Consider the following 21924-nt stretch of genomic DNA (forward strand, 5'->3'; position numbering starts at 1 on the left):
TCGAACGTATGTACGAACACGGTAAGGGAAGGGGCCGGATGGCGTGGCGAGACTCGCCGCCGCTACCGTCGCTTGCGCGCCGCCTTGTCCGCCTCGGCCCACAAGCGCTGGGCGGCGGTGGTTGCTTGCGAGCCGACGGGCGCCGCTCCTCCACGCCACGCGTGCGCGATAGCGATGGCCAATGCGTCTGCGGCATCGGCCGGCTTGGGCGCCTCCGACAGTCCCAGCACGCGCGACACCATGAAGCCCACCTGAGTTTTTCCAGCGCGGCCGTCGCCCGTGATCGCCGCCTTGACCTCCGACGGCGTGTAGAGCGTCACGGGCAGGCCCCGCCGTTCGGCGAGCAACATCACGACGCCGGAGATCTGCGCCGTGCCCATCACCGTCGACACGTTTGATTGCGCGAAGACTCGCTCCAACGCCACCGCCTGCGGCCGGTGCTCATCGAGCGCGCGCTCGATGGCGTCGGCAAGGCGTGCGATGCGGGCGGGAGTGTCAGCTGAAGCGGACGACGTCGCCGCACTCACGTGCACGAGGTTTACCCGCCGCGCCCCTGCGGCGTCGACGATGCCAAGGCCGCAGCGCGTCAGGCCAGGATCAACGCCGAGGATCCTCATGGGCGCGGCCGCCTGACCGGCTCAGTCTTCCTGCGCGGCCTCGAGGACCTCGTCGGAGGCGTCCATGTTGGCAAACACGTTCTGGACGTCATCCGAGTCTTCAAGGGCATCGATCAAGCGCAACATCTTCTTGGCGCCATCCACGTCGAGCTCGACCTTGACGGAAGGAACCCACGTGGCCTCAGCGGAGTCGTAGTCGATGTCGGCAGCCTGGAGCGCGGTGCGCACGGCCACCACGTCGGTGGCCTCCGACGTGATGACAAACACGTCGCCGGCTTCCTCGATCTCCTCGGCACCGGCCTCGAGAGTCGCCTCCATGAGCGCGTCCTCAGTCACGCCGCCCTCGGTGGACACCACCACCTGGCCCTTGCGTGAGAAGAGGTAGGCCACTGAGCCGGGGTCGGCCAAGGTGCCGTTATTGCGCGTGAGTGCGGTGCGCACTTCCATCGCCGCGCGGTTGCGGTTGTCGGTCAAACACTCGATCAGCATCGCGACGCCGTTGGGGCCGTAGCCCTCGTACATGATGGTCTCGTAGTCCGCAGCGCCGGCCTCGAGCCCGGATCCGCGCTTGACGGCCCGGTCGATGTTGTCGTTAGGGACCGACGACTTCTTCGCCTTCTGGATCGCGTCATACAGCGTGGGGTTGCCCGCAGGGTCGCCGCCGCCGGTCCGCGCCGCCACCTCGATGTTCTTGATGAGCTTGGCGAACAGCTTGCCGCGCTTGGCATCGATGACGGCCTTTTTGTGCTTGGTGGTGGCCCACTTGGAGTGACCGGACACGTGTGCTCCTTGGGTTGCGTAGCGGCTAAGGTCTGCGGGCCAGTCTACTCAGGCACACCGACGCGCTAAACAGCGCCGATGGCGAGCCTCCCTGCAATCCCTAGCAGGCCGGACCACAGCAGGCTGGCGAACGTACCAATGATGAACCGCTCCGAGACCTCGCCCCGCACGGGCTGCACCGTGTCCCTCAACTCTGGATAGCGTCCCAAGCCCTTGACGGCCACGACCACGGCGATGGCCTCAGGGTGGCCCACGAGGATAGAGCCGGTCACCATCAGGCGCTCGAGCACGCCCACCCACATGCCTCCGCGCAAAATACCGGGGGTCTGCGCGCCCGGTTCGATCCGCCTGAGTGCCCATCCGATCACGGGTGCGCCCGCCGCAGCGGACAGCGCGAGCGCGACCAGCACTATCCCGGCGATCGCAAGTTCCGTCATGAGGGTCGATCCTGCCCGACCGTGGGCGTCGTGTCCACGGATCGCTCAAGGCGTTCGAGCCTTGCCAGCATGCGTGCCGCCACCGGACGCGCGCGACGCTCCTCTTCGATCAGGCCAGCTGCCACTCGCTTGCTGACGGCCTGGGGAGAAATCCGTAGCGCCTCAGCGACCTCTCGCTGAGTGGCGCCGTCAACCAGGTGATCCGCCACTTCCCACCCGGCCGCGGATCGACGTGCGACGACGGAGCCGAGCAGTTGGAGGATGGCCGTGGCCTCCTCTTCTGCATCTGGGTCGGAGCCCGCGACGACGACTGGCACGGGTTCGCCCCGGCCGCGCGCACGCTCGACGGCGCGGCGTGCATGCACAAAGGCCGCCCCTGAGCTTTCCCTGGCGGTCGCGCCTAGCGGCTCATCGACAGACCCTGCGCCGACTCCCACCGACCACTGCTGCTCGCGGATCAAGAGGAGCGCGAGGTCAACGGCCGCATCTGGGCCGGACACCAGCACCTGGACTTCGTCGCCGACCGTTCGGACGAGCGGGAGCACGATAGACGGCGCCCATCGCTGCCGCCATGGCGTCAGCCGGTCGAGGAGCGCGGGTACGCGGTCCCCCGTGCGCGTACTGCCGCGCTGGTCTGTCGTGACGACGAACATGCATCAACTCTACAGACTTGATTCGGCCACATCAACTCTTAGGGGTTGATTAAGGTCGAGCGGACGAGAACTCAGTCCACCAACCCGAGCAGCAGCTCGTGCACTCGGGTATCCGAGGAAATCTCGGGGTGGAACGCCGTCGCAATCGCCCGACCGCGCCGCACCGCCACTGGATGGCGCTGCCCATCAGGACCCGTTGCCGTCGCCAACACCTCGACGTCACCGTCGTGAGACTCCACCCACGGCGCCCGAATGAAGGTGCCGTGCATCTGGGAGCCGTCCAGTTCCCACACCAGCTCCACTTCGGAGGAATCAACCTGGCGCCCAAACGCGTTACGCCGCACCGTCATGGGGATGGCGCCCAGCGTCTGCTGCCCCTCGATTCCGTCGACCAGATCGCGCGCCAACATGATCATGCCGGCACACGACCCGAGCACGGGCAACCCGTCAGCCAAGCGCGCCAGCAGCGGCTCGCGCAGGTCGAAAGCACGCAACAGCTTGTCCATCGTTGTGGACTCGCCACCCGGAATCACCAGTGCATCGAGGGATTCAAGTTCGCTCACCCGACGCACCGAGACAACGTCCGCGCCAAGAGACGCCACCATCGCCGCGTGCTCCCGCACGTCCCCCTGCAGGGCCAGCACTCCCACTCGCGTCATTCCGGTTCCACTCCCAAGTCCCTCGCGACCCCGTCCCAGGGGTCAAAGTCTGCCCAGCTCTCGCTCAAGCGTGCGGGGAACACCTCAATCCCCGCATCGGCCAGTTCCGCGAGCGTCACCCACTGGCTCCCGTCAATGACCTCTTGCTCATCCACGGTCCAGGCTTGATCCACGGCGCTGCGCCGCTCGGCGTCCTCACGTCGCGCGACAAAGAACACCTCGTGCTGCACGTACTGGCGCGAGAAAAAGTCGAACAGCGCCGTCCTGCGCCACACGGGCCCCGCGAGCTCGTGCTCGGCGAGGACAAAACCGGTCTCCTCTGCCAACTCTCGCACCGCAGCACCGCGTTCGCTCTCCCCCGGTTCCACCCCGCCCCCTGGGGTAAACCACCACGAACGGCTGGGCTGGTGGGGATCGTGGCCACGCAGCATCAGCAGGCGGTCACCATCCAGGAGCAGCACGCGCGCGCCGTAACGTTCGATCCGCTCACCGTCGCGCGGTTGCCGATCCGACACTGTCACGGCGCGAGCGGGGCTTACCAGCCGCGCTCAGCGAGGCGGTGCGGCTCCGGCACGTCGTCGACGTTGATGCCGACCATCGCCTCGCCAAGACCGCGCGAGACCTCGGCCAACACGGCAGGGTCGTCGTAGAAGGTGGTCGCCTTCACAATTGCCTTGGCGCGCGAGGCGGGGTCGCCTGACTTAAAGATGCCCGACCCCACAAAGACACCCTCGGCGCCCAGCTGCATCATCATCGCGGCATCAGCGGGGGTGGCGATACCACCGGCAGTGAAGGTCACTACCGGAAGCTTGCCCGTGGCGGCAACTTCCTGGACCAGGGGCAGCGGTGCCTGGAGTTCCTTCGCGGCGACATACAGCTCGTCCTTGGGCAGCGACGTCAAGCGCGCAATCTCGGTACGCAGCGTGCGCATGTGCGTCGTGGCGTTGGAGACATCCCCTGTGCCCGCTTCACCCTTTGAGCGAATCATCGCTGCGCCTTCGGAGATGCGACGCAGCGCCTCGCCAAGGTTGGTCGCGCCGCACACGAACGGGACGGTGAACTGCCACTTGTCGATGTGGTGGGCGTAGTCCGCGGGGGTCAGCACCTCGGACTCATCGATGTAGTCCACGCCAAGGCTCTCGAGAATCTGTGCCTCGACGAAGTGGCCAATGCGGGCCTTGGCCATGACGGGAATGGACACCGCGTCGATGATCCCTGACACGAGGTCGGGGTCAGACATGCGGGCGACGCCACCCTGAGCACGGATGTCAGCCGGGACACGCTCAAGCGCCATCACGGCGACGGCACCGGCGTCTTCGGCAATCTTCGCCTGCTCGGGCGTGACGACGTCCATGATCACGCCGCCCTTGAGCATCTCCGCCATGCCGCGCTTGACCAGGTCAGTTCCTACCTGCGGGGTGGTGGCGTTGGCGTTGTCGCTCATGTATCAAAATTCCTTCGTGTGGTGGGGGTGAAACTCTGCGTCCATTCTAATCGCGTCCCGGTAGGTTTCCTCGACCCGGGGCGCGACCTGCTTCCAGTCGAACGTCAGCGCCCGCTGTTGGCCGCGGTGCGCGAGGGCCCGGCGCACGTCGCGGTCGGCGAGCAATGTGTTGATGCGGGCTGCCTGTTCGATCGAATCACCCACCGTATGAAGCGCCACGCAGACTTCGCCGTCGGAGTCGGTCGCCACATCGCGAAACGCCACGAGGTCGGAGGCGACAACGGCGGCGCCGGCCGCCATCGCTTCTACCAACACGATGCCGAACGACTCGCCGCCAAGGTTGGGGGCGCAGTAGATGTCTACCGAACTCATGAACCGAGCTTTCATAGGCTCGTCGAGCTCACCGATGACCTCGGCGCCGGCTCGGGCCGCCTTTGCAGCCGTGCGGTCGTCGAAGCGGCCTGCTACCAAGAACCGGGCGCGCGGGTAGGTGGCACGCACGTGAGGCATGGTCGCGAGAAACTCGGCAAGCCCCTTGCGTGGCTCATCCATCCGGCCCAGGATGCCAATGGTGGGCGCGTGTCTGGTGCCTTGCCACTCCTTGCGCGGCTGCGCTGCCACATAATGGTCCGTCTCGACGCCGTTGGGGATGATGTGGGTGGCGGCGACGCGCAGGTGCTCCTTAATGGTGCGGTCTGCCGACGGGGACACGGCGATGCGTGCGTCGAGTTCCTCGTACCCAGGCTTGATGAATGGCTTCGCGTTGCGCATGATCCGCGAATGCTCGTTCGAGGTATGGAACGTCGCCACCGTGGGGCCCAGGCGCGCCCACATGGCGATCACCGACAGCGACAGTGTGCCTGGCTCATGCAGGTGGACGACGTCGAAGTCCCCCTCCTTGAGCCAGCGGCGCACCCTGGCGGCAGCGACCATGCCGAACTTGATGCGTGCGACAGATCCGTTGTACCGCACCGGAATGGAGCGGCCCGCGGTCGTGACAAAGTCAGGAACCGATGTACCCGGCGCTGCGGGTGCGAGCACTGAGACCTGATGCCCCCGTTCTTGCAGTGCCTCTGTGAGGTCCATGATGTGAAGTTGGACGCCGCCGGGCCGGTCAAAGCTGTATGGGCACACAATGCCGATCTTCATGACACCCATCCAAAGCGTTGCAGCATGTGCCAGTCCTCGGGATGCTTGGCAATGCGCTCGGCGAGCGCGCCCGCCCATGCTTGTGACATGGCGTCCACCTTGCCAGAGTCGTCGAAGTCGTCAGGATTAAGCGGGGCACAGAAGTCCAGCACCACGCCCCATGGCGAACCGGCGGCGCGGCGACGCTGACCCGTCAGACGCTCGTAGCGCACGTGAATAGGCAGTAATGGCGTGCGCAGTGCGATCGCCAACGCCGCGGGGCCGGGCGCCACCTTGACACGCTCACCCCACATGTCTACCTCGACGCCAGTGCCCGACAGGTCACGGTCCGCCAATAGGCAGATCAGAGCCCGCTCCCGCCGCCCGAGCGAGATGAGCCTGCGGAACGTTGACGAGCCCTCGTGCCCCAACACGTGGATCCCCACGTTTTCCCGCATCTGCACAAAGGACTCGAAGACTTCCGCTGGCTTGAGCACTTCCGCGACTGCCGTCACGGGAATGATGTGCCTGGCGGCGTACGCACCCACCAGATCCCAGTTGCCGCTGTGCGACAGCGCGGCGACCACGCCACGATCGGTAGTCGCCAGGAGGTCCTCCACGGCGTCATACCCCTCGAGGCGCACCCTCGCGTCGATCTGCTCGCCACGAAGTCGACCTAGGGTGAGCGCCTCCGCGTAATAGCGGGCCACAGACCGTAGGCCATCACGGCTCAGGGAGCGCAGGTCCTCCCCTGACCGCCCGGTGACCCGTGCGAGGTTACTTTCGAACCGCTCAACCACTCGGCCGCCGCGGCGCCACACGACTGTCGCACCAGCCTCGGCGACCACGCGGACCGCGCGTACGGGCAGGGCGCGTGAGACGCGCCACGCGGTGAGGAAGCCGTTCATCGAGCGGCGGCATCCCCGGCGTCAGCCGCTGGCGCGAAATCGGCGCGGTTGGCGCGCACGACGGCCATGGTGCGCTGCACGACCGTCACGGCCGCCAGGATCGCCAAGATGTAAAGCGTCCAGGTCAGCACAGCGACCGGCAACCCGAGCCCCACCAGCGCCGTCGCCACGAGGCCAATGGCCAGACGGTCTGACCGCTCCGCGATGCCGCCCTTTGCGTCGATGCCCAGGCCTTCGGCGCGCGCACGCGCGTACGGCACAAAGGACCCGAGCGTGACGCACAGCAGCGCCGCCAGGGCCGTGTTGGAGTCCTCGACGCGGAAAGTCCACACGAGAGCCCCAAAGATGGCGGCATCGGCCACCCGGTCAAGCGTGGAGTCCAGGTACGCGCCAAGCCGGGACTCTTTGCCTGACAGCCGCGCCATGGTGCCATCCAGCATGTCCGTGACGACAAAGAACGTGATGAACAGCACGCCCCAGAACAGCATGATGCCACCCTGGGGGAAGAAGAAGCAGGCGCCAAAGACCACGCCAATGGTGCCAACGATGGTCACCGCATTGGGGTGGACGCCTAGGCGTAGTAGTCCCTTGGCGGGCGCCGCCCAGAGGCGGCCCATGAGAGGGCGAAGCTTGCCGAACATAGTCTCCTCGCGGGGCTCTACGCCCCGTCCACCTTCCACTGCTCCGAGACCCGCTGCCAGGTGTCGTCCAGGAGTTGCGGCAGCGCCTTGGTCTTGCCGATGATCGGCAAGAAGTTGGAGTCACCCATCCACCGCGGCACCACGTGCTGATGCAGGTGCTCGGAAATGCCCGCACCGCCAATCGCGCCCTGGTTCATGCCGATGTTGAAGCCCTGGGTGCCAGACGTCGCGGTCAGTACGCGCATAGCCTGCTGGGTCAAGACGCCCATCTCGTCCCGTTCAGCATCGGTCGCGTCGGTGTACCAGCCAATGTGGCGGTACGGACACACCATCAGGTGCCCGGGGTTGTACGGATACAAATTGAGCACCACGTAGCAGTGCTCTCCACGGTGAACCACCAGCGCCTCACGGTCGTCAAGTCCCACCTTGGCACACAGTGGGCAGTCGGAGGTTCCCTCATACTTGGGGCGCGACTTGCCGTCCTCGATGTACGCCATGCGGTGCGGGGTCCACAGGCGCTCGAACCCATCGGGCTCGCCGCCCATGGTGGACCCGTCGACGACCTCAGGCATCAGACCTGAGCCTTCGTCTTCACGGCCTCCACGATGCGCGCCACGGCTTGTGCGACGGGCACCTGATTGTCCTGACTGCCGTCACGGAAGCGGAAGGACACGGCGCCTGCGTCAGCGTCGTCGCCACCAGCGATGAGCGTGAACGGGATCTTGTCCTTGCTCGCCGTACGGATCTTCTTGGGGAACCGCTCATCCGAGTCGTCGAGTTCCACACGGATACCCTCGGCACGCAATTGGCTCACGACGTCCGCCAGGTAGTCGTTGAAGGCGTCCGCCACGGGGATGGCGCGCACCTGGACGGGCGCCAGCCACACGGGGAACGCGCCGGCGTAGTGCTCCGTGAGAATCGCGAAGAACCGCTCGATCGAGCCGAACAGCGCGCGGTGGATCATCACCGGACGCTGACGAGTGTTGTCCGGCGCCGTGTACTCGAGCTCGAACCGCTCAGGCAGGTTGAAGTCCAACTGAATGGTGGACATCTGCCACGAGCGTCCAATCGCGTCGCGCGTCTGGACGGAGATCTTGGGTCCGTAGAAGGCCGCGCCGCCCGGGTCAGGGACCAACTCCAGGCCAGAGCCTTCGGCCACCTCGCTGAGAGTCTGGGTCGCTTCCTCCCAGAGGTGGTCGTCGCCTACGAACTTCTCGGGGTTCTTGGTCGACAGCTCGAGGTAGAAGTCCTGCAGTCCGTAGTCCTTGAGTAGGTCGAGCACAAAGTCCAAGGTGCGCGTGAGTTCGGCCTTCATTTGGTCGCGCGTGCAGTAAATGTGAGCGTCGTCCTGCGTAAAGCCGCGGGCGCGTGTCATTCCGTGGACCACGCCGGACTTCTCGTAGCGGTACACCGTGCCGAACTCGAACAGACGCAAGGGAAGCTCGCGGTAGGAGCGGCCACGCGAGTCGAAGATCAGGTTGTGCATGGGGCAGTTCATGGGCTTCAGGTAGTAGTCCTGGCCCTGCCGGGTGACGTTGCCGGCGTCGTCGCGCTCCTCATCGAGGTGCATCGCGGGGTACATGCCGTCCTTGTACCAATCGAGGTGCCCCGAGACCTCGAACAGCTTGCCCTTGGTCGCATGCGGCGTGTAGACGAACTCATACCCCTCTTCGACGTGACGTCGACGCGAGTAGTCCTCCATCTCCATACGGATCATGGCGCCCTTGGGGTGGAACACCGGCAGGCCGGAACCGATGGCCTCTGGGAAGGAGAACAGGTCCATTTCCGCACCAAGGCGGCGGTGGTCGCGGCGCTCGGCCTCAGCCAGCCGCTCCTTGTACGCGACCAGCTCCTCTTTGGTCGGCCACGCGGTGCCGTAGACGCGCTGCAACTGAGGATTCTTTTCGGAGCCCTTCCAGTAGGCGGCCGCGGAACGCATGAGCGACCAACCGTTTGCCAATATTTTGGTGCTGGGCACGTGAGGACCCCGACACAGATCCTTCCAGGCGACCTCGCCGCCGCGCCGCACGTTGTCATAGATGGTGATGTCGCCGTCGCCAATCTCGACCGAGGCCCCCTCCGCGCCGGCGGCATCGTGATTGAGCAGTTCACACTTGTATGGCTCGTGCGCGAGCTCAGCCAGCGCCTCCTCGCGGGACACCTCGCGACGCTGGAAGGCCTGGCCCTCCTTCACAATCCGCTGCATGGTCTTCTCGAGCTTTTTGAGGTCCTCAGGGGTAAACGGCTGTTCTACGTCGAAGTCGTAGTAGAAACCGTTCTCGATGGGTGGACCTACGCCGAGCTTGGCGTCGGGGTTGATCTGCTGGACGGCCTGGGCGAGCACGTGCGCCGTGGAGTGGCGCAGCACCATCAGGCCATCGGGGTCGTCGATCGTGACGGCCTCAACAACGGCGTCGGCAGGCACTTCACGCGAAAGATCCCACAGGTCGCCGTTGACGCGCATCACGAGCACCTCACGGCGCTCGGCAAAGAGGTCGGTGCCCGTCGTACCGGCGTCGAGCTCACGCAAGTCGCCGTCGATGGTCACGTTGAGGCTGGGCACCGTGGGGTCTCCTTGGGTCGTGGCAGTCATGTGCGAGCGCGCGAACCGCGCGCACCACCCCACGATGCTACCGAGGTTGTCGGGGTGCGGGGTAGCTGGCGCAGCGCGCGGCGGACACTCCGAAGGTGCGTGAGAACAGAAGGTTGCCAGCGGCAACCCCGCGCCACGACCGAGAATACGCGCGTGTTCGGCTAGCGTGATGGGCAACGGAGGCGCTGTCCTTTGGCGCCCACTGCATGTTCTTCCGCGACCGGACCGGAGCTCCGAGTGACTGGTTTATCTCCCCTCTCCCGCTGGCGCCGTGTGTCGGTGCGTGCACGCATCAGCGTCGCTGTCGCGGCAATGACGGGGGTCGCGTTGCTTGCGGCGGGAGCCATCGCGTCCGTCATCCTCACCCAGGAAGTGACCGACCGTGTCAATGGAGACTTGGTGAGTGACGTCGCCGAGTTTGAACGCCTCGTTGATGTGGGGGTCGATCCCGGCACTGGGGAGGCGTTCGCGTCGCCTGCCGCGGCGGTGCGTACCGCGCTGGCCCGGATCATTCCCGATCCGAATGAGGGCACGCTGGGCTATTTGAACGGATCGCTTGAATGGGTCTCTCGGGACGCGACGTTGCCTCTCCAGGACGACCCCGCCTTTGTGGAGGCCGTAGCGCCGTTCACCCTGGCATCCGATCTCACCTATACGTCGATTGACACCGACGCCGCGACGTATCACGTGGCGATCGCCCCTGTCACGACATCTCCCGAAGGTGCGCTGGTGCTGGGTGGTGACGCATCCGGAGCATCAGATGTCGCGGCGCTGGTCCTCGCCTATGACCTCGACCAGGAACTCGGGTTGTTTCTGCACGCTTTCGAGATCTATGCGATCGTCGCGGCGATTGCCTGGCTGGTCGTCAGCGCCGCCGCATGGGTGATTGCGGGACGCCTCCTGCGCCCCATTGGCACGCTCGCGGCCACTGCCTCACGCATCGGCCGTGACGATCTGACCGAACGCATCCCCGTGACCGGTAGCGACGATGTCTCCGCCATGACCGCGTCCGTGAACGGCATGCTGGACCGACTCGAGGGTGCCTTCCGGGCGCAATCCGACCTCCTCAACGACGTCAGTCACGAGCTACGCACGCCCATCACTGTGGTCCGCGGCCACTTGGAACTCATGGACGAACAGGACCCCCAGGATGCTCGCGAAGTGCGCGATCTCAGCATCGGTGAGCTTGACCGCATGGCGTCTTTGGTCGCGGACCTGCTGACCTTGGCGAAGGCCGACAGGCCCGACTTCGTGGTGGCGCGCCCGACCGACGTGAGTGATGTGGTCACAGCCACGCTGGAGAAGGCGACGAGCCTGGGTGAACGTCAGTGGGTCCTGGGAGAACGGGCCGATGCCGTGGTCGCCCTAGACCGCGATCGCATCACGCAGGCGCTGCTCCAGTTGGCGGCAAATGCGGTGAAGTTCTCCGAGCCAGACAGTGCGATCACGATTGGCGCGGTGATCGATGACGCTGACCTTCGGCTGTGGGTGCAGGACCAAGGAATCGGCATTCCCCCCGAGGATCAGGCCCGCGTTTTCGAACGGTTCGCGCAAAGCAAGAATCACGAGCGCGAGGGCTCGGGCCTGGGGTTGTCCATCGTCACCGCCATTGCCCACGCACACCACGGGCGGGTCGACGTCGCGTCCACGCCCGGGGAGGGCTCCACATTCACGCTCGTCCTACCCTCGAGCACAGCACACCCCACCGTGATCGGAGCAACCGAGTGAGCCAAATCCTCATCGTTGAAGACGAGGACCGCATTGCGTCCTTTATCCGTAAGGGTCTCAAAGCCGCCGGCATGACGAGTGAGCATGCGTTTACCGGGGCTGCCGGCTTCCACATGGCGATGACCGGTGACTTCGACTTGGTCATCTTGGATCTGGGACTTCCTGATGAGGACGGCATGGACGTCCTTGAGCGACTGCGCGGCTCAGGCAATGCGCTGCCGGTGATTGTGCTGACGGCGCGCGCGACCCTTGAAGCAACCATTCAGAGTCTTGAAGGTGGTGCCGACGACTACCTCGCGAAGCCCTTCCGCTTTGAAGAACTGTTGGCGCGCGTGCGCTTGCGCCTTCGACAAGGAGATGGCAGCGCCTCGGCCACGGCATTGACGTGTGGCGACGTGACTCTCGACCCGCTGACGCGCGCGGTGACCGTGGCGGGGAAGGACGTGGACCTCTCCGCCAGGGAGTTTGCGCTTGCGGAAGCGCTCGCCAGCCATCCTGGGCAGGTCTTGAGTCGCGAGCAGCTCCTGTCGCGCGTATGGGGGTACGACTACGACCCGGGTTCCAACGTGGTCGATGTCTATGTCAGGTACTTGCGCGGCAAGCTCGGTGCCGAGCGCATTGAAACAGTTCGAGGCGCCGGGTATCGCATGACAGCCGGCGCCTCGTCTTAACTCACGTGGCGTCCGCTAGTCAGCGGAGGGGACCGATGCCGGTGAGGCAACGGACTGCGGCGACACGGGCGACTGGGTCGAGACCGGGCTGACGGGCGACTGCGGCGACACGGGCGACTGCGGCGACACGGGCGACTGCGGCGACACGGGCGACTGGGTCGAGACCGGGCTGACGGGCGACTGCGGCGTCACCGGCGACTGGGTCGAGACCGGGCTGACGGGCGACTGCGGCGTCACCGGCGACTGCGTTGACACGACCGTCAAGGGCGTGGCGGCGGAGGCCACGGTCACGACCGAGACGGGGGTGATGGGGCTGATTGTGGACACCACGGTCACGACCGAGGACTGGAGCACCACAGCGCCGCTGTCGTTGACCGTCGAGGACTTTCCTACGGTCGAGTCGCTGGCAACGGGCTCGGGGGTGGGGGTGGACGCGTCCGGGTTGATAGCACCGTCGGCAAAGGCAGCGCCGGCTCCGACTCCCACGACTCCCAGAGTTCCTGCTGCGATCCACAAAGTACGGCGGCTAAGTCCCATGACGATCTCCCAATCAGAACTAGGTGGCGCGGGTTTCCGTGCCGAGTAGTCCCTACGATGCACACCTCACATGAGACATCTAGGAGAAGGAGATGAGAGTTTTCTCATCTGCGACGTCGACTGCCATCGCAAGCCACTGAGCGGCGTGGTCCTCGTCGTCGACCCCTGAGGCCAAAGCAACCAGGTTCGCTGCGACACGGCGGCGCAGATCCTCCGGGTCGACGGTGTGGGCGAACCCCGCAAACAGCCGTGAAGGCTGTTCCTCGTTGCCCGCGTAGCCGCTGGCATCCAAGGTCGGCAACACCATCACGTGTGCCACCATGCACGCCAGGTCATCGGCGCGCCTGCCTGGGCCGAGGGTGTCGATGTCGATCAACCCCACCACGCGGTCGGGGTGGTGCCTGTCGCTCACCCGCACGTTCGCGGCGTGGAAGTCGCCGTGGGTGGGAACCAGCGGAGCCTCCGGCGGGGAGGCGAGGCCGGGACCGATGACCCGCACGAGGTGATCCAACGCGGCGGCGTCAAGGCCTCGATCGCGAGCAAGGTCCACGTACATCGAGAGGCGTTCCGGCACGCTAGGGCGCAGCGGCAGTTCCGTCACGGCCGGGGGCAGCGTGTCGAGTGCGGCGATGAGGACCGCAGGCTCGACGACAGCGGGTGGCGTGCCATCCGTGCGGTGCAACGCTTCAGTCATGGCCCACCCCGCTGCCTGCGCCACCAACACGATTCCGTCGCCTGCGTCGAGCGCGCGCGGGGCGAGGGCGCTGAGGCGATGCCTGTGGAGAAGATCGCCCGCCCGGTCTGGGCGCACGACCTTCACGAACCATGTGTCTCGCCGTTCACCCTCGGTGACGTCCGCCCGCAGTACGGCCCGCCTTAGCGGGCGCAGGACCAACATCTCGAGCTTTTCGACGCGCGGCCGGTCAGCTCCCGCCCTCGCAAGGCGTGCCTGCAACGCCTCCGGTACCGAGGCATCGGCCAGACCAGTGAGAAATGGATCTGCGGGGTGACGCCACACGTGGACGACTCCCACGTGAGACTCGAGTTTCACAGCCTTGGTCTCGGCGCGCTGTTCGTCCGTCAGGTCCACCGTGCTCGCCACGAGATAGACGCGCTCGCCGTCGATGACGGTGTCGTAGCACGCCGACGTCTCCGCCCCGGGACGGGCATGGACCGCGTCAAGGCGCCATGAGTCCAAGTGCTGGTGCGAGGTTGCGACGGCCGTCGCCAACATGTCACCGGCGTCGTCGCTACTGAGTACGTCAGCGGCGGGATGCGTCGTCATGTCGCCATCGAACCACGAAACTGAGCGTCATCGCTGGTTGACGCGCGATCACCACCGCGCCCAACCAGACCGATGCCCAGGTGCGCCATCACTGGGCGGCACCCGGGCCTCAGACTGAACTGGTGTCAGGCCCTGCGTCGCGCGAGCGCGAGAAGTCCGCCACCCAAGGCGAGCATCACACCGGCGATGCCCGCTGAGCGCCACGCCTGGTCGTTGACACCAGTTGTCGGCAGTGTTGCTCCCGACGTGCTTTCGGCGCCCGAGGACGCATCTGTGTCCTCGCTGACGCTGGCTGAGAGCGAGCCCCTGCCGGACGTCGCCACTGCGCTCGACTCAGGGGTCGGTGCTGTACCTGTCGTTGCCGTTGCGGTGGGCTCGGGCGTCACGCTGGCCTCAGCGGTGGGTGATGTCCCTGTGACCGACGGCTCGGGCGATGCCGTCGGGAAGGTCGTCACCTCTGGCTCCGGGCTGGACGCGGGAAGGGAGATCGGGGTGGTCGACGGAGAAGCAGACACGCTCGGGGCAGCCGACGGCGTGGGAGAAGCCGTGATGCTCGGCTCCGTGGACGGCGATGGAGAGACGCTGGGCTCGACCGACGGCGACGCCGTCACACTGGGCGTTACCGCCGGTGACGCAGTCACGCTGGGCTCGACCGACGGCGACGCCGTGACGCTTGGCGTTGCCGCCGGTGACGCAGTCACGCTGGGTGAGCTGGACGGGGAGGGTGCCGTTTCCTCCAGCACACAGCCAAGCTGGCCCGTGAACGCATAGTTGTGGAACTCCGTGCCGGAGCCCGTGTGGACCAGGTTCCCGGCCGTGTACAGGCGACCGTTCAAGCCCGGTGCAGACATCGTGGTGGTCGATGCGGGGTTGCCCACCAACCACGAGCCGGGGTATTGACCGTATCCTCCAATCCCGATCGTGGTCGCGTCCGGAATGTTCCAGAGGATTCTCTGCACCTGGGGCGGCAGCGCGGTCGCGCCGGTTCCAAGTACCACCCCATCGATCGACGCCGAGCCGGCGTTGAGGTTCACGGTGTCGCCGCGGAGGTTGATCAGTACGGTGACGTCCGCTGGGAAGCCAACGAACTCGTGAGTCGTCGACGCTGCAAGCGCGGCAAGTTCCGTGCCCGCCATGTCAAAGGTGACGATCTTTGCGTCGCCCGCAGGGGTGGGCATCGCAAATGTGGCGGTGCCATACTCCGCGGAGAAATCGCCCGGGACCGCCAGCGCCGGGACGTTTCCCGCCGCCGCTGCTTGCGTCGCGAGGACCGGAGCAGTTTGCGCGAGGTCGGAGTAGCACTGCTGAGAGAACGCGGGGATAGCGTCGAACAGACCGGCGTAGGCCGCGACGCGCTCCGCTGCCTCCTCGTCGGAGAGCAACGTGTTGTGGAGCGCACCTGTCCACTCGCCCAGTCGCCCGTAGGTGCCGGTCGGCTCGATTGTCCGGAAGTGGTCGTCGCCTGCGACGCCGATCGCGCCAAAACGGGCCGCGTCTGTGCCAACGCCGCCCGTACCCACGCGAACCGAGCCAGTCGGGCGTGCGACGGTCGCATCGCCACCCACGAGGAGGAAGTCCGCGCCGTCCTCAGGCGTGACACGTGAGCCCACGCCTGCCGTGCCAACGTCATAGCTCTGAACCGACTGGCTCCACGTGGCATGGCCTTGAACGACGAGGAGTCCCTCAGACTCAGCGGCACTGCCCTGCACCGTGAAATCGCCGCCCACGGCGACATTGACCATGTTGTCGACGCCTACCCACTGGCTGTTGTTGGGGAAAGCCCACCGGTAATCGTCGCAAGTCTGATCGGCGCTACCGGGGTCGCACGCGCCCCACGGCACACCCGCCGCGTTAGACCCAGGAAGGATTCCTCCAGGCTGTGGCAGCGATGTCGATGCGGGGCTCGCACCGGATGCCGCAGTAGCGGCAATGGCAATCACCAGTGCGGACGCACCGGCTCCCGCCACCATACGGGGCAGCCGGTTCAGGCTCACGGACATTATCGCTTCCTCCAACAAAGGGGCCATCAAGAAAGAAGCGCCCTCGACCATTGGCTCGAGAACGCAGCCCGAAAATTAGCACCCCGACACGCGGCCGTGCGACTTTCGTCACACAGTGAACCCTCACTTTTAAGGAACCGTGACATGGAAACGGACAAAGCTCCGCATATTGGCGACTTTTGTCCTGCCACACCACAAAACACCGGGCCCCATGGGCAGTCCCGGACCTTCGCCATAGGTGGAGCGCAAGAGCGGCCACTACGGTCGATCACGACAGCGCTGGCCCGGGAGGTTGATGATGCGAGCGGCGATTACGCGGGCCCTCACCGGCATCAACCGTGCCTTCACCTGGACGGCCCCCGCCGTGGCGGTTGCCGTTGGCGCACTGCTCGTTCTCGACGCCACCGACCACGCTCACCCCTTCAGCAGAGTGTGGCTCTGGATCTCGCTGACGTTATATGGCGCGGCGTGGGGCCTCGTGGTGGCGTTGCGCGCGGCATGCACACTCCGCGACCCTGGGGTGCACGGCGCAGTGCCCGTAGCGCACGGCGCAGTGCCGGGGCCGCCGGCGACGCACACGGGCGGACGCAAAAAACCCCAGCCTCTCACCCGGAGGTAAGAGACTGGGGTTGTGTCTGGTGGGCGATACTGGGATCGAACCAGTGACCTCTTCCGTGTGAAGGAAGCGCGCTACCACTACGCCAATCGCCCTTGTAAGCGAGAACAATAGTAGCGCGACTTTCGGATGCCGGTGACCACGTTCTCGGTCGGTCGCGGCTCACTCCTCGCGCGGCTCGTCCTCGCCTTCGGTGGCGACGCCCGTCTCCCCCGCCTTGCTCGGATCCGCGCTTTCGAGGCTTTCGGCAGCCTTCTCGGTGACCTCCTTGTGGTGGCGCGCCTGCTGCTTGTCGTCGCGTTCCTTCGTCATCACACACTCCCTTCGTCTTGCCTGGTCAACGCCGCCTCCGTGGCGAGCATTCCGGCGCGCGACTGAGGTGCCGCGGCGGCTGCGCGCGCAAGCACCGCTAACGTCGACGCGGCGGCGCGGGATCGGGGTTGCGTTCGGCCTGCAAGTGGAAGTGCGCGGCCAGGTCACGGAGCAGCGGCCCAGCCGCAAGGCGCTCGCCGTCCAGTTCGACCACGTGCTGAACTCCACGCACGGCACTGGTCACGGCCAGGTGGGCCGCACCCGCGGTCACCTCATCGAGGTCGGCCAAAGTCAGCTCCCCAGGTGCCCCTACGCGCACAGGGATGCCGGCTCGGGCCCCCCATTCGAGTGCGAGCCCTCGCACAATTCCCGGCAGGCAGCCGGAAGCCAGCGGCGGGGTAATGATTTCGCCACCGCGTTCGACAAACACGTTCGTCGACGCTCCCTCACAGAGGTTGCCGTAGGTGTTAGCCATGATGGCCTCGTCAGCGCCCTTGGATGCTGCGAACGCCGCCACGACTGCGTACTCCGCTGCGGACGTCGTCTTGATTCCTGCAACGGCTGACCGCTCGTTGCGTTTCCATGGCGCCCTGACCGCTCGGCATTCACGAGGAGGGCGCCCCGTGGATCCGGTCACGACCATCGTGAGCGGGCCGTCTCCGCGCGCATAGCCGGCCGGGCCCACGCCCGAGGTGACCGTCACGCGGAGCCGCGTCAACGCATGACCGGTGCCGATCACCTGAGCGATTCCTTGGCGCACGGCATCGGTGTCCACCACGCCGAGCCCCATACGCTCGGCGCCGTACGTCAGCCGTGCCAGGTGCCGAGTCACAGCGAAGGGGCCACCGTCGCGCACGGCTATGGTCTCGAACAGCCCGTCCCCCACGGTGAAGCCATGATCCCCAGCCGTGATCACCGGTTCACCCGGACCACGAAAGCGGCCGTCCGCCCACACCACCTCAGTCATGGGGTCATTGTTCCGGCAGATGCCAGGGCAATCAACCGTTTTGCCTTGAGTTCCGTCTCTGCCCACTCGGCAGCAGCGTCCGAACCCCACGTGATGCCGGCCCCCGTGCCGAAGCGGAGCGTGCCGCCAGCATCGGCCTCCCACCAGAAGGTCCGTATACCGACAGCAAGTTCCGCGCGGCGGCGGTCGGCATCGATCCAGCCAATAGCACCGCAGTACGGCCCTCGTGCCGATGTCTCTTCCCTGGCAATGATGCGCAACGCAGCTGCCTTCGGCGCACCGGACACCGAGCCAGGCGGGAACGTCCCCGACAACAACGCGCCCCACATTCGGTCAGTCCAGTCGTGGTCTGACGCCAGCGTCGCGCGCACCGTGGACTGCAGATGACGCAGGCCCGGGAGGTCGTGCACCCCCAAGAACTCGGGAACCGTGACCGAGCCCGGCTCCGCAACATGCGAGATGTCGTTGCGCACGAGGTCGGTGATCATGACGTTCTCGGCCTCGTCCTTGGGCAGCATGTCCTCACCCGGAGCAGCAGTGCCCTTGATGGGCGAGGACTCGACCGTGGCGCCGTCGACCGAGAGGTAGAGCTCCGGCGACGCCGACACTACCCACATGCCAGGGTGGTCGGCGGTTGGCGGGATCTCCACCGAGGCTCCATACCGTGCCGGATTGCCCTGGGCCAGACGGTGCCCGAGCGCGGCAGCGTCAGGGCCCCTGTCACCCCCGGGTAGTGGCGCACTCAGGACCCGGCACAGGTTGACCTGGTAAACGTCTCCATCGCGGATGTCCTGCCGGATGCGCCGCACACCTGCCATGTACTGATCGCGGGACAGTGAGGTGCGCCACGATGCGGGATCGGGCCCCTGCCACGTGCGCGGTGCGGCGTCGCGACGAGACTTCCCCCACTGCACGTCCGCCATGCGCCACGCTTCTACCCTGCCCTCGAAGGCCCCCACGACGACCCAGAACCCGCCCTCAGCGAGTCTGTGACCCTCCTGCAGTGCGTCGATGCGCTCCACGACGCCGCGCGCCTGCACGCCCTCGAAGGACGCCGCACCCGCCGCTACTGTCGCACCGCTTTCTTCCACGCGCACCACGGTAGTGCGCCTGCGAGCGGCGCGGCCACGGATTTGGCACCGCCTGTTTCCATGGGCTAGTCTCTACATCTCGTCGGAACGCAACGTTCTGACACTGCGGACGTGGCTCAGTTGGTAGAGCATCACCTTGCCAAGGTGAGGGTCGCGGGTTCGAGTCCCGTCGTCCGCTCGTAGGTTCGTAGCCGATGTTTCATTGGCGACCACGGTGGGTTGGCCGAGAGGCGAGGCAGCGGCCTGCAAAGCCGTATACACGGGTTCGAATCCCGTACCCACCTCGGGCGATTGGCGCAGCGGTAGCGCGCTTCCCTGACACGGAAGAGGTCACTGGTTCGATCCCAGTATCGCCCACCACACGAAAGCCACCCCTCGGGGTGGCTTTTTTGCTTCCCGCCTGCCACGTGCTGGGCAGCTGCACGACGCGCCCGCGGTCCTCGTGGTCGTGATGGGCCTGCGCATCCGCTATAGTTTTCCTCGGCCCGGAAACCTCATCCCGGGCCATGCGGACGTGGCTCAGTTGGTAGAGCATCACCTTGCCAAGGTGAGGGTCGCGGGTTCGAGTCCCGTCGTCCGCTCGCATGACACCGCCGATCTCGGTCGGCACATACGGTGGGTTGGCCGAGAGGCGAGGCAGCGGCCTGCAAAGCCGTATACACGGGTTCGAATCCCGTACCCACCTCGCATGGGCGATTGGCGCAGCGGTAGCGCGCTTCCCTGACACGGAAGAGGTCACTGGTTCGATCCCAGTATCGCCCACCACACAAAGGCCGCCCCTCGGGGCGGCCTTTTTCATCGCCACACTCGTCGCATGCTCGCCTTGACCGACACATCCGGATCAACCATGACGGCCACTGCTTGGTTCGGTTTAGCCGCCCTCGCGCTGTGCATCCTGACCGTGGCCGCCGTGGTCTCAATCATGCGGCATGCCTCTCAGCTCAGCCGCCGTGTCTTGGTGGTGTGGCTCATCGTGACGGTGATTTTTCCGCCCATCGGGGCCATCGCGTGGTTCGCTGCAGGCCGTCGAGGTCTGCCCGCCAACTCGGTTTAGCTACCACTCGCCGACGCGCTCACGAGCACCTCGATTCCTGCGGTCAGCTCCTCGACCACACGGTCGGGCTCGCCGGACATGTATCCATCGACGAGGGCGCCGTCGCGCAACATCATGATGGTCCGCGCCACGCGTGCCGGATCCGCAGCTCCCGTGGCTGTGGCCCACGCCGCGAACTGACCCACCATCCACGCCCGGAACTCCACCACGACGGCGCGGACGGGATGTGCCGGATCCGGGTACTCCGCCGCAGCATTCATGAACGGACAGCCCCGAAAGCCCTGATGACACATCTGGTCCTTGAACAGGGCCGCCATGACAGCGACGTCGGGCTCATGCGCCGCGGCGTAGTCCTGCAAGCGCGCGAGTTCGCGACGCAGGTACGCCACGACGAGGTCGTCCTTCGCCGCAAAGTGCCGGTAGAACGTCACCTTGGACACTCCGGCGTCAGCAATAATCCGGTCCGCGCTCACCGCGCGGATGCCGTGTGCCGTGAAGAGGGCCGATGCCGTCGTCACGATGTCCTCACGGGCGTGCCCCCGTACAGCTGCCATCGGGATGACCTCCTCTGAAGTCGGTTCGGGAATCTTCTCACGGGCGCCGCCGTTGGCGATGTAGACGAACTAGTCAACCAACGAACGAAAGAGTGTGTTCCCCATGGACAAGCCCAAGGTTTTCTACACCGCGACCGCCACAGCGACGGGGGACGGCCGGAACGGTCACGTCGCCACGGATGACGGCCTGATTGACGCTGAACTCGCCACACCCAAGCCCTTGAGCAAGCCGTCCAAGACCAACCCCGAGCAACTGTTCGCGGCCGGGTTCTCCGCGTGCTTCAACTCGGCCTTCCAGATGACGGCAAAAAGGGCGAAAGCACCGCTCACTGATTCGCAGGTCACCGCCAAGGTGGGAATTGGCCCCGTGGGACTCAAGGGTGGCTTTGGCCTCGCCGTGACGCTCCAGGTGCGCACGGAGGGCGTGGACCAGGCCACCGCCCAAGAACTCGCCGAGGCTGCCCACCAGGTGTGCCCGTATTCGAACGCGACCAGGGGAAACATCGACGTCAAGCTTGAGGTCACTGCCGCCTAGGTCGGTCGGTGGCAAATCCAGATCGCGGCCCCGCTACCTACCGCGCAAGTAGCTCGCCGACGTCGACGCGAGCATCGAGGCGGTTACCTGGGCCAGGGAGCGGACACACCCAGTCGCTCGCGTAAGCGCACGAGGGCTGATACGCGAAGTTGAGGTCGACGACCAGCGTGTCCCGCGAGCCTCCGAGGTCTGCACCCTTCACGGTGTCCAGGATGTAGCGGCCGCCGCCATAGGTACTCTCCCCTGCGCCCGCGTCGCGCAGCGGCAAAAAGATCCCGCCGCCGTACGAGTCCAGCCACCACACGTCCAGCGATCCCAGCCCTGGCAGGTCCACGCGTCCCACTCGTTCAAAAGGCACCGTGCCGTCAGTTGGGGTCGGTACCTCACGACGCTCCGGCGCGGTCGCGAGCACGGAAACCTCGAACCGATAATCCGGGTCGTAGTCCGCTACGCGGGGTGAATATCCAGCACGGTCGGCGGCAGGAACCGGCGAAGCTGGGTGCGATGCGAGCAGGTGTCCGCGAGCGCGCTGCCAATGTGCGTGGGCCTGTCGAGGGGACGCTGCCGACCGAACGGCAGCGTAGATCTCCCAGGTGCGCTTGCGCCAGTCACGTACGTCCCAACTGTCCATGTCTCCGACGCTACAGTGACAACACGACACCGTCCCTAGGCACGCCCCACTGGAGTGGGTTCCACTCCCTCACCCACTGCCTG

Annotated in this window: 24 protein-coding genes and 7 tRNA genes; 10 read left to right on the forward strand and 21 right to left on the reverse strand. The window is 66.0% G+C overall.

The genetic code is table 11. The features are described from left to right. Positions 1-62: 62 nt before the first annotated feature. The 12 genes from ruvC to thrS all read right to left on the reverse strand — a co-directional run bounded on the left by ruvC (position 63) and on the right by thrS (position 9860). On the reverse strand, positions 63-617 hold the full coding sequence (gene ruvC / locus AOP75_RS09780; RefSeq protein WP_062078898.1) for a crossover junction endodeoxyribonuclease RuvC: 555 nt from the start codon (positions 615-617) through the stop codon (positions 63-65). 21 nt (positions 618-638) lie between these two features. Beyond that, entirely contained in the window at positions 639-1397 is a 759-nt protein-coding gene (locus tag AOP75_RS09785; protein ID WP_062078899.1) for a YebC/PmpR family DNA-binding transcriptional regulator, read from the reverse strand. Between the two features lie 65 nt (positions 1398-1462). After that, the gene (locus tag AOP75_RS09790) at positions 1463-1834 is read right to left on the reverse strand and encodes a hypothetical protein (protein WP_062078900.1); all 372 of its coding nucleotides are present in this window, start codon (positions 1832-1834) and stop codon (positions 1463-1465) included. Beyond that, positions 1831-2487 (reverse strand): hypothetical protein, encoded by a 657-nt coding sequence (locus AOP75_RS09795; RefSeq protein ID WP_062078901.1) that lies wholly within the window; start codon positions 2485-2487, stop codon positions 1831-1833. Before AOP75_RS09795 ends, AOP75_RS09790 begins: the two co-directional genes overlap by 4 nt. Before the next feature lie 71 nt (positions 2488-2558). Further along, a complete protein-coding gene (gene pdxT, locus AOP75_RS09800) occupies positions 2559-3146 on the reverse strand; it encodes a pyridoxal 5'-phosphate synthase glutaminase subunit PdxT (protein WP_083966888.1) in 588 nt (195 codons plus the stop codon). Continuing rightward, entirely contained in the window at positions 3143-3667 is a 525-nt protein-coding gene (locus AOP75_RS09805; protein ID WP_062078902.1) for an NUDIX hydrolase, read from the reverse strand. Before AOP75_RS09805 ends, pdxT begins: the two co-directional genes overlap by 4 nt. A gap of 14 nt (positions 3668-3681) precedes the next feature. Further along, positions 3682-4590, reverse strand: coding sequence for a pyridoxal 5'-phosphate synthase lyase subunit PdxS (gene pdxS / locus AOP75_RS09810; protein WP_062078903.1), 909 nt, complete (start codon positions 4588-4590; stop codon positions 3682-3684). A 3-nt stretch (positions 4591-4593) separates the two neighbouring features. Continuing rightward, positions 4594-5739, reverse strand: a complete 1146-nt coding sequence (locus AOP75_RS09815; RefSeq protein ID WP_083966889.1) for a glycosyltransferase family 4 protein — start codon at positions 5737-5739, stop codon at positions 4594-4596. After that, positions 5736-6626 (reverse strand): phosphatidylinositol mannoside acyltransferase, encoded by an 891-nt coding sequence (locus AOP75_RS09820; protein WP_062078904.1) that lies wholly within the window; start codon positions 6624-6626, stop codon positions 5736-5738. The genes AOP75_RS09815 and AOP75_RS09820 overlap by 4 nt, the downstream gene beginning before the upstream one ends. Then, complete coding sequence (gene pgsA, locus AOP75_RS09825) at positions 6623-7267, reverse strand: phosphatidylinositol phosphate synthase (RefSeq protein ID WP_062078905.1); 645 nt, start codon at positions 7265-7267, stop codon at positions 6623-6625. Before pgsA ends, AOP75_RS09820 begins: the two co-directional genes overlap by 4 nt. A gap of 17 nt (positions 7268-7284) precedes the next feature. Beyond that, a complete protein-coding gene (locus AOP75_RS09830; protein WP_062078906.1) occupies positions 7285-7839 on the reverse strand; it encodes an HIT family protein in 555 nt (184 codons plus the stop codon). After that, positions 7839-9860 carry a threonine--tRNA ligase gene (thrS, locus tag AOP75_RS09835; RefSeq protein ID WP_062078907.1) on the reverse strand — a complete coding sequence of 674 codons (2022 nt, stop codon included), beginning with the start codon at positions 9858-9860 and terminating at the stop codon, positions 7839-7841. The genes AOP75_RS09830 and thrS overlap by 1 nt, the downstream gene beginning before the upstream one ends. Before the next feature lie 279 nt (positions 9861-10139). On the opposite strand from thrS, the gene AOP75_RS09840 reads away from it, so the two are divergent. Then, entirely contained in the window at positions 10140-11588 is a 1449-nt protein-coding gene (locus AOP75_RS09840; RefSeq protein ID WP_152650046.1) for a sensor histidine kinase, read from the forward strand. Beyond that, positions 11585-12259 carry a response regulator transcription factor gene (locus AOP75_RS09845; protein WP_062078909.1) on the forward strand — a complete coding sequence of 225 codons (675 nt, stop codon included), beginning with the start codon at positions 11585-11587 and terminating at the stop codon, positions 12257-12259. Before AOP75_RS09840 ends, AOP75_RS09845 begins: the two co-directional genes overlap by 4 nt. A 15-nt stretch (positions 12260-12274) precedes the next feature. On the opposite strand, the gene AOP75_RS09850 is transcribed toward AOP75_RS09845, so the two are convergent. The 7 genes from AOP75_RS09850 to AOP75_RS09880 form a co-directional block, all read right to left on the reverse strand. Continuing rightward, a complete protein-coding gene (locus tag AOP75_RS09850; RefSeq protein ID WP_152650047.1) occupies positions 12275-12796 on the reverse strand; it encodes a hypothetical protein in 522 nt (173 codons plus the stop codon). Between the two features lie 79 nt (positions 12797-12875). Next, positions 12876-14081, reverse strand: coding sequence for a phosphotransferase family protein (locus tag AOP75_RS09855; RefSeq protein ID WP_062078911.1), 1206 nt, complete (start codon positions 14079-14081; stop codon positions 12876-12878). 125 nt (positions 14082-14206) lie between these two features. After that, on the reverse strand, positions 14207-16081 hold the full coding sequence (locus AOP75_RS09860) for a choice-of-anchor A family protein (protein ID WP_062078912.1): 1875 nt from the start codon (positions 16079-16081) through the stop codon (positions 14207-14209). A 636-nt stretch (positions 16082-16717) separates the two neighbouring features. Then, a tRNA-Val gene (locus AOP75_RS09870) sits at positions 16718-16792 on the reverse strand. Between the two features lie 67 nt (positions 16793-16859). Continuing rightward, positions 16860-17009 carry a hypothetical protein gene (locus tag AOP75_RS12665; protein WP_161794567.1) on the reverse strand — a complete coding sequence of 50 codons (150 nt, stop codon included), beginning with the start codon at positions 17007-17009 and terminating at the stop codon, positions 16860-16862. A 97-nt stretch (positions 17010-17106) separates the two neighbouring features. Continuing rightward, positions 17107-17976 (reverse strand): aminotransferase class IV, encoded by an 870-nt coding sequence (locus tag AOP75_RS09875; protein ID WP_062078914.1) that lies wholly within the window; start codon positions 17974-17976, stop codon positions 17107-17109. Continuing rightward, a complete protein-coding gene (locus tag AOP75_RS09880) occupies positions 17973-19067 on the reverse strand; it encodes a chorismate-binding protein (RefSeq protein ID WP_062078944.1) in 1095 nt (364 codons plus the stop codon). Before AOP75_RS09880 ends, AOP75_RS09875 begins: the two co-directional genes overlap by 4 nt. Positions 19068-19172: 105 nt before the next feature. Between AOP75_RS09880 and AOP75_RS09885 the strand changes: the two genes are divergently transcribed. The 7 genes from AOP75_RS09885 to AOP75_RS09915 all read left to right on the forward strand — a co-directional run bounded on the left by AOP75_RS09885 (position 19173) and on the right by AOP75_RS09915 (position 20121). After that, positions 19173-19245 (forward strand) — tRNA-Gly (locus AOP75_RS09885). 35 nt (positions 19246-19280) lie between these two features. Further along, a tRNA-Cys gene (locus AOP75_RS09890) sits at positions 19281-19351 on the forward strand. Between the two features lies 1 nt (position 19352). Beyond that, positions 19353-19427: transfer RNA gene (locus AOP75_RS09895), tRNA-Val, on the forward strand. A 148-nt stretch (positions 19428-19575) separates the two neighbouring features. Beyond that, a tRNA-Gly gene (locus tag AOP75_RS09900) sits at positions 19576-19648 on the forward strand. A 33-nt stretch (positions 19649-19681) separates the two neighbouring features. After that, a tRNA-Cys gene (locus AOP75_RS09905) sits at positions 19682-19752 on the forward strand. A 5-nt stretch (positions 19753-19757) separates the two neighbouring features. Further along, positions 19758-19832, forward strand: a tRNA-Val gene (locus tag AOP75_RS09910). A 49-nt stretch (positions 19833-19881) separates the two neighbouring features. Beyond that, entirely contained in the window at positions 19882-20121 is a 240-nt protein-coding gene (locus tag AOP75_RS09915; protein WP_062078915.1) for a PLD nuclease N-terminal domain-containing protein, read from the forward strand. Here the strand turns inward: AOP75_RS09915 and AOP75_RS09920 are convergent. Further along, on the reverse strand, positions 20118-20675 hold the full coding sequence (locus tag AOP75_RS09920) for a TetR/AcrR family transcriptional regulator (protein ID WP_062078916.1): 558 nt from the start codon (positions 20673-20675) through the stop codon (positions 20118-20120). The genes AOP75_RS09915 and AOP75_RS09920 overlap by 4 nt on opposite strands. A gap of 103 nt (positions 20676-20778) precedes the next feature. Here AOP75_RS09920 and AOP75_RS09925 point away from each other — a divergent pair, with 103 nt between their 5' ends. Further along, on the forward strand, positions 20779-21210 hold the full coding sequence (locus AOP75_RS09925; protein WP_062078917.1) for an organic hydroperoxide resistance protein: 432 nt from the start codon (positions 20779-20781) through the stop codon (positions 21208-21210). Positions 21211-21247: 37 nt separating this feature from the next. On the opposite strand, the gene AOP75_RS09930 is transcribed toward AOP75_RS09925, so the two are convergent. Further along, complete coding sequence (locus tag AOP75_RS09930) at positions 21248-21841, reverse strand: DUF1684 domain-containing protein (protein WP_062078918.1); 594 nt, start codon at positions 21839-21841, stop codon at positions 21248-21250. Between the last annotated feature and the right edge of the window lie 83 nt (positions 21842-21924).

Origin of the sequence: Demequina globuliformis (genome assembly GCF_000975155.1) — a bacterium.
Lineage (GTDB): Bacteria > Actinomycetota > Actinomycetes > Actinomycetales > Demequinaceae > Demequina > Demequina globuliformis.

What these genes read in the sequence shown, in the direction of transcription:
- thrS (WP_062078907.1), bottom strand. Translation starts at nt 9,860, where the DNA reads ATGACTGCCACGACCCAAGGAGACCCCACGGTGCCCAGCCTCAACGTG.
- AOP75_RS09795 (WP_062078901.1), bottom strand. Translation starts at nt 2,487, where the DNA reads ATGTTCGTCGTCACGACAGACCAGCGCGGCAGTACGCGCACGGGGGAC.
- AOP75_RS09915 (WP_062078915.1), top strand. Translation starts at nt 19,882, where the DNA reads ATGCTCGCCTTGACCGACACATCCGGATCAACCATGACGGCCACTGCT.
- AOP75_RS09920 (WP_062078916.1), bottom strand. Translation starts at nt 20,675, where the DNA reads ATGGCAGCTGTACGGGGGCACGCCCGTGAGGACATCGTGACGACGGCA.
- pdxS (WP_062078903.1), bottom strand. Translation starts at nt 4,590, where the DNA reads ATGAGCGACAACGCCAACGCCACCACCCCGCAGGTAGGAACTGACCTG.
- AOP75_RS09815 (WP_083966889.1), bottom strand. Translation starts at nt 5,739, where the DNA reads ATGAAGATCGGCATTGTGTGCCCATACAGCTTTGACCGGCCCGGCGGC.
- AOP75_RS09930 (WP_062078918.1), bottom strand. Translation starts at nt 21,841, where the DNA reads ATGGACAGTTGGGACGTACGTGACTGGCGCAAGCGCACCTGGGAGATC.
- pdxT (WP_083966888.1), bottom strand. Translation starts at nt 3,146, where the DNA reads ATGACGCGAGTGGGAGTGCTGGCCCTGCAGGGGGACGTGCGGGAGCAC.
- AOP75_RS09790 (WP_062078900.1), bottom strand. Translation starts at nt 1,834, where the DNA reads ATGACGGAACTTGCGATCGCCGGGATAGTGCTGGTCGCGCTCGCGCTG.
- pgsA (WP_062078905.1), bottom strand. Translation starts at nt 7,267, where the DNA reads ATGTTCGGCAAGCTTCGCCCTCTCATGGGCCGCCTCTGGGCGGCGCCC.
- AOP75_RS09855 (WP_062078911.1), bottom strand. Translation starts at nt 14,081, where the DNA reads ATGACGACGCATCCCGCCGCTGACGTACTCAGTAGCGACGACGCCGGT.
- AOP75_RS09875 (WP_062078914.1), bottom strand. Translation starts at nt 17,976, where the DNA reads ATGACTGAGGTGGTGTGGGCGGACGGCCGCTTTCGTGGTCCGGGTGAA.
- AOP75_RS09830 (WP_062078906.1), bottom strand. Translation starts at nt 7,839, where the DNA reads ATGCCTGAGGTCGTCGACGGGTCCACCATGGGCGGCGAGCCCGATGGG.
- AOP75_RS12665 (WP_161794567.1), bottom strand. Translation starts at nt 17,009, where the DNA reads ATGACGAAGGAACGCGACGACAAGCAGCAGGCGCGCCACCACAAGGAG.
- AOP75_RS09925 (WP_062078917.1), top strand. Translation starts at nt 20,779, where the DNA reads ATGGACAAGCCCAAGGTTTTCTACACCGCGACCGCCACAGCGACGGGG.
- AOP75_RS09850 (WP_152650047.1), bottom strand. Translation starts at nt 12,796, where the DNA reads ATGGGACTTAGCCGCCGTACTTTGTGGATCGCAGCAGGAACTCTGGGA.
- AOP75_RS09820 (WP_062078904.1), bottom strand. Translation starts at nt 6,626, where the DNA reads ATGAACGGCTTCCTCACCGCGTGGCGCGTCTCACGCGCCCTGCCCGTA.
- AOP75_RS09860 (WP_062078912.1), bottom strand. Translation starts at nt 16,081, where the DNA reads ATGTCCGTGAGCCTGAACCGGCTGCCCCGTATGGTGGCGGGAGCCGGT.
- ruvC (WP_062078898.1), bottom strand. Translation starts at nt 617, where the DNA reads ATGAGGATCCTCGGCGTTGATCCTGGCCTGACGCGCTGCGGCCTTGGC.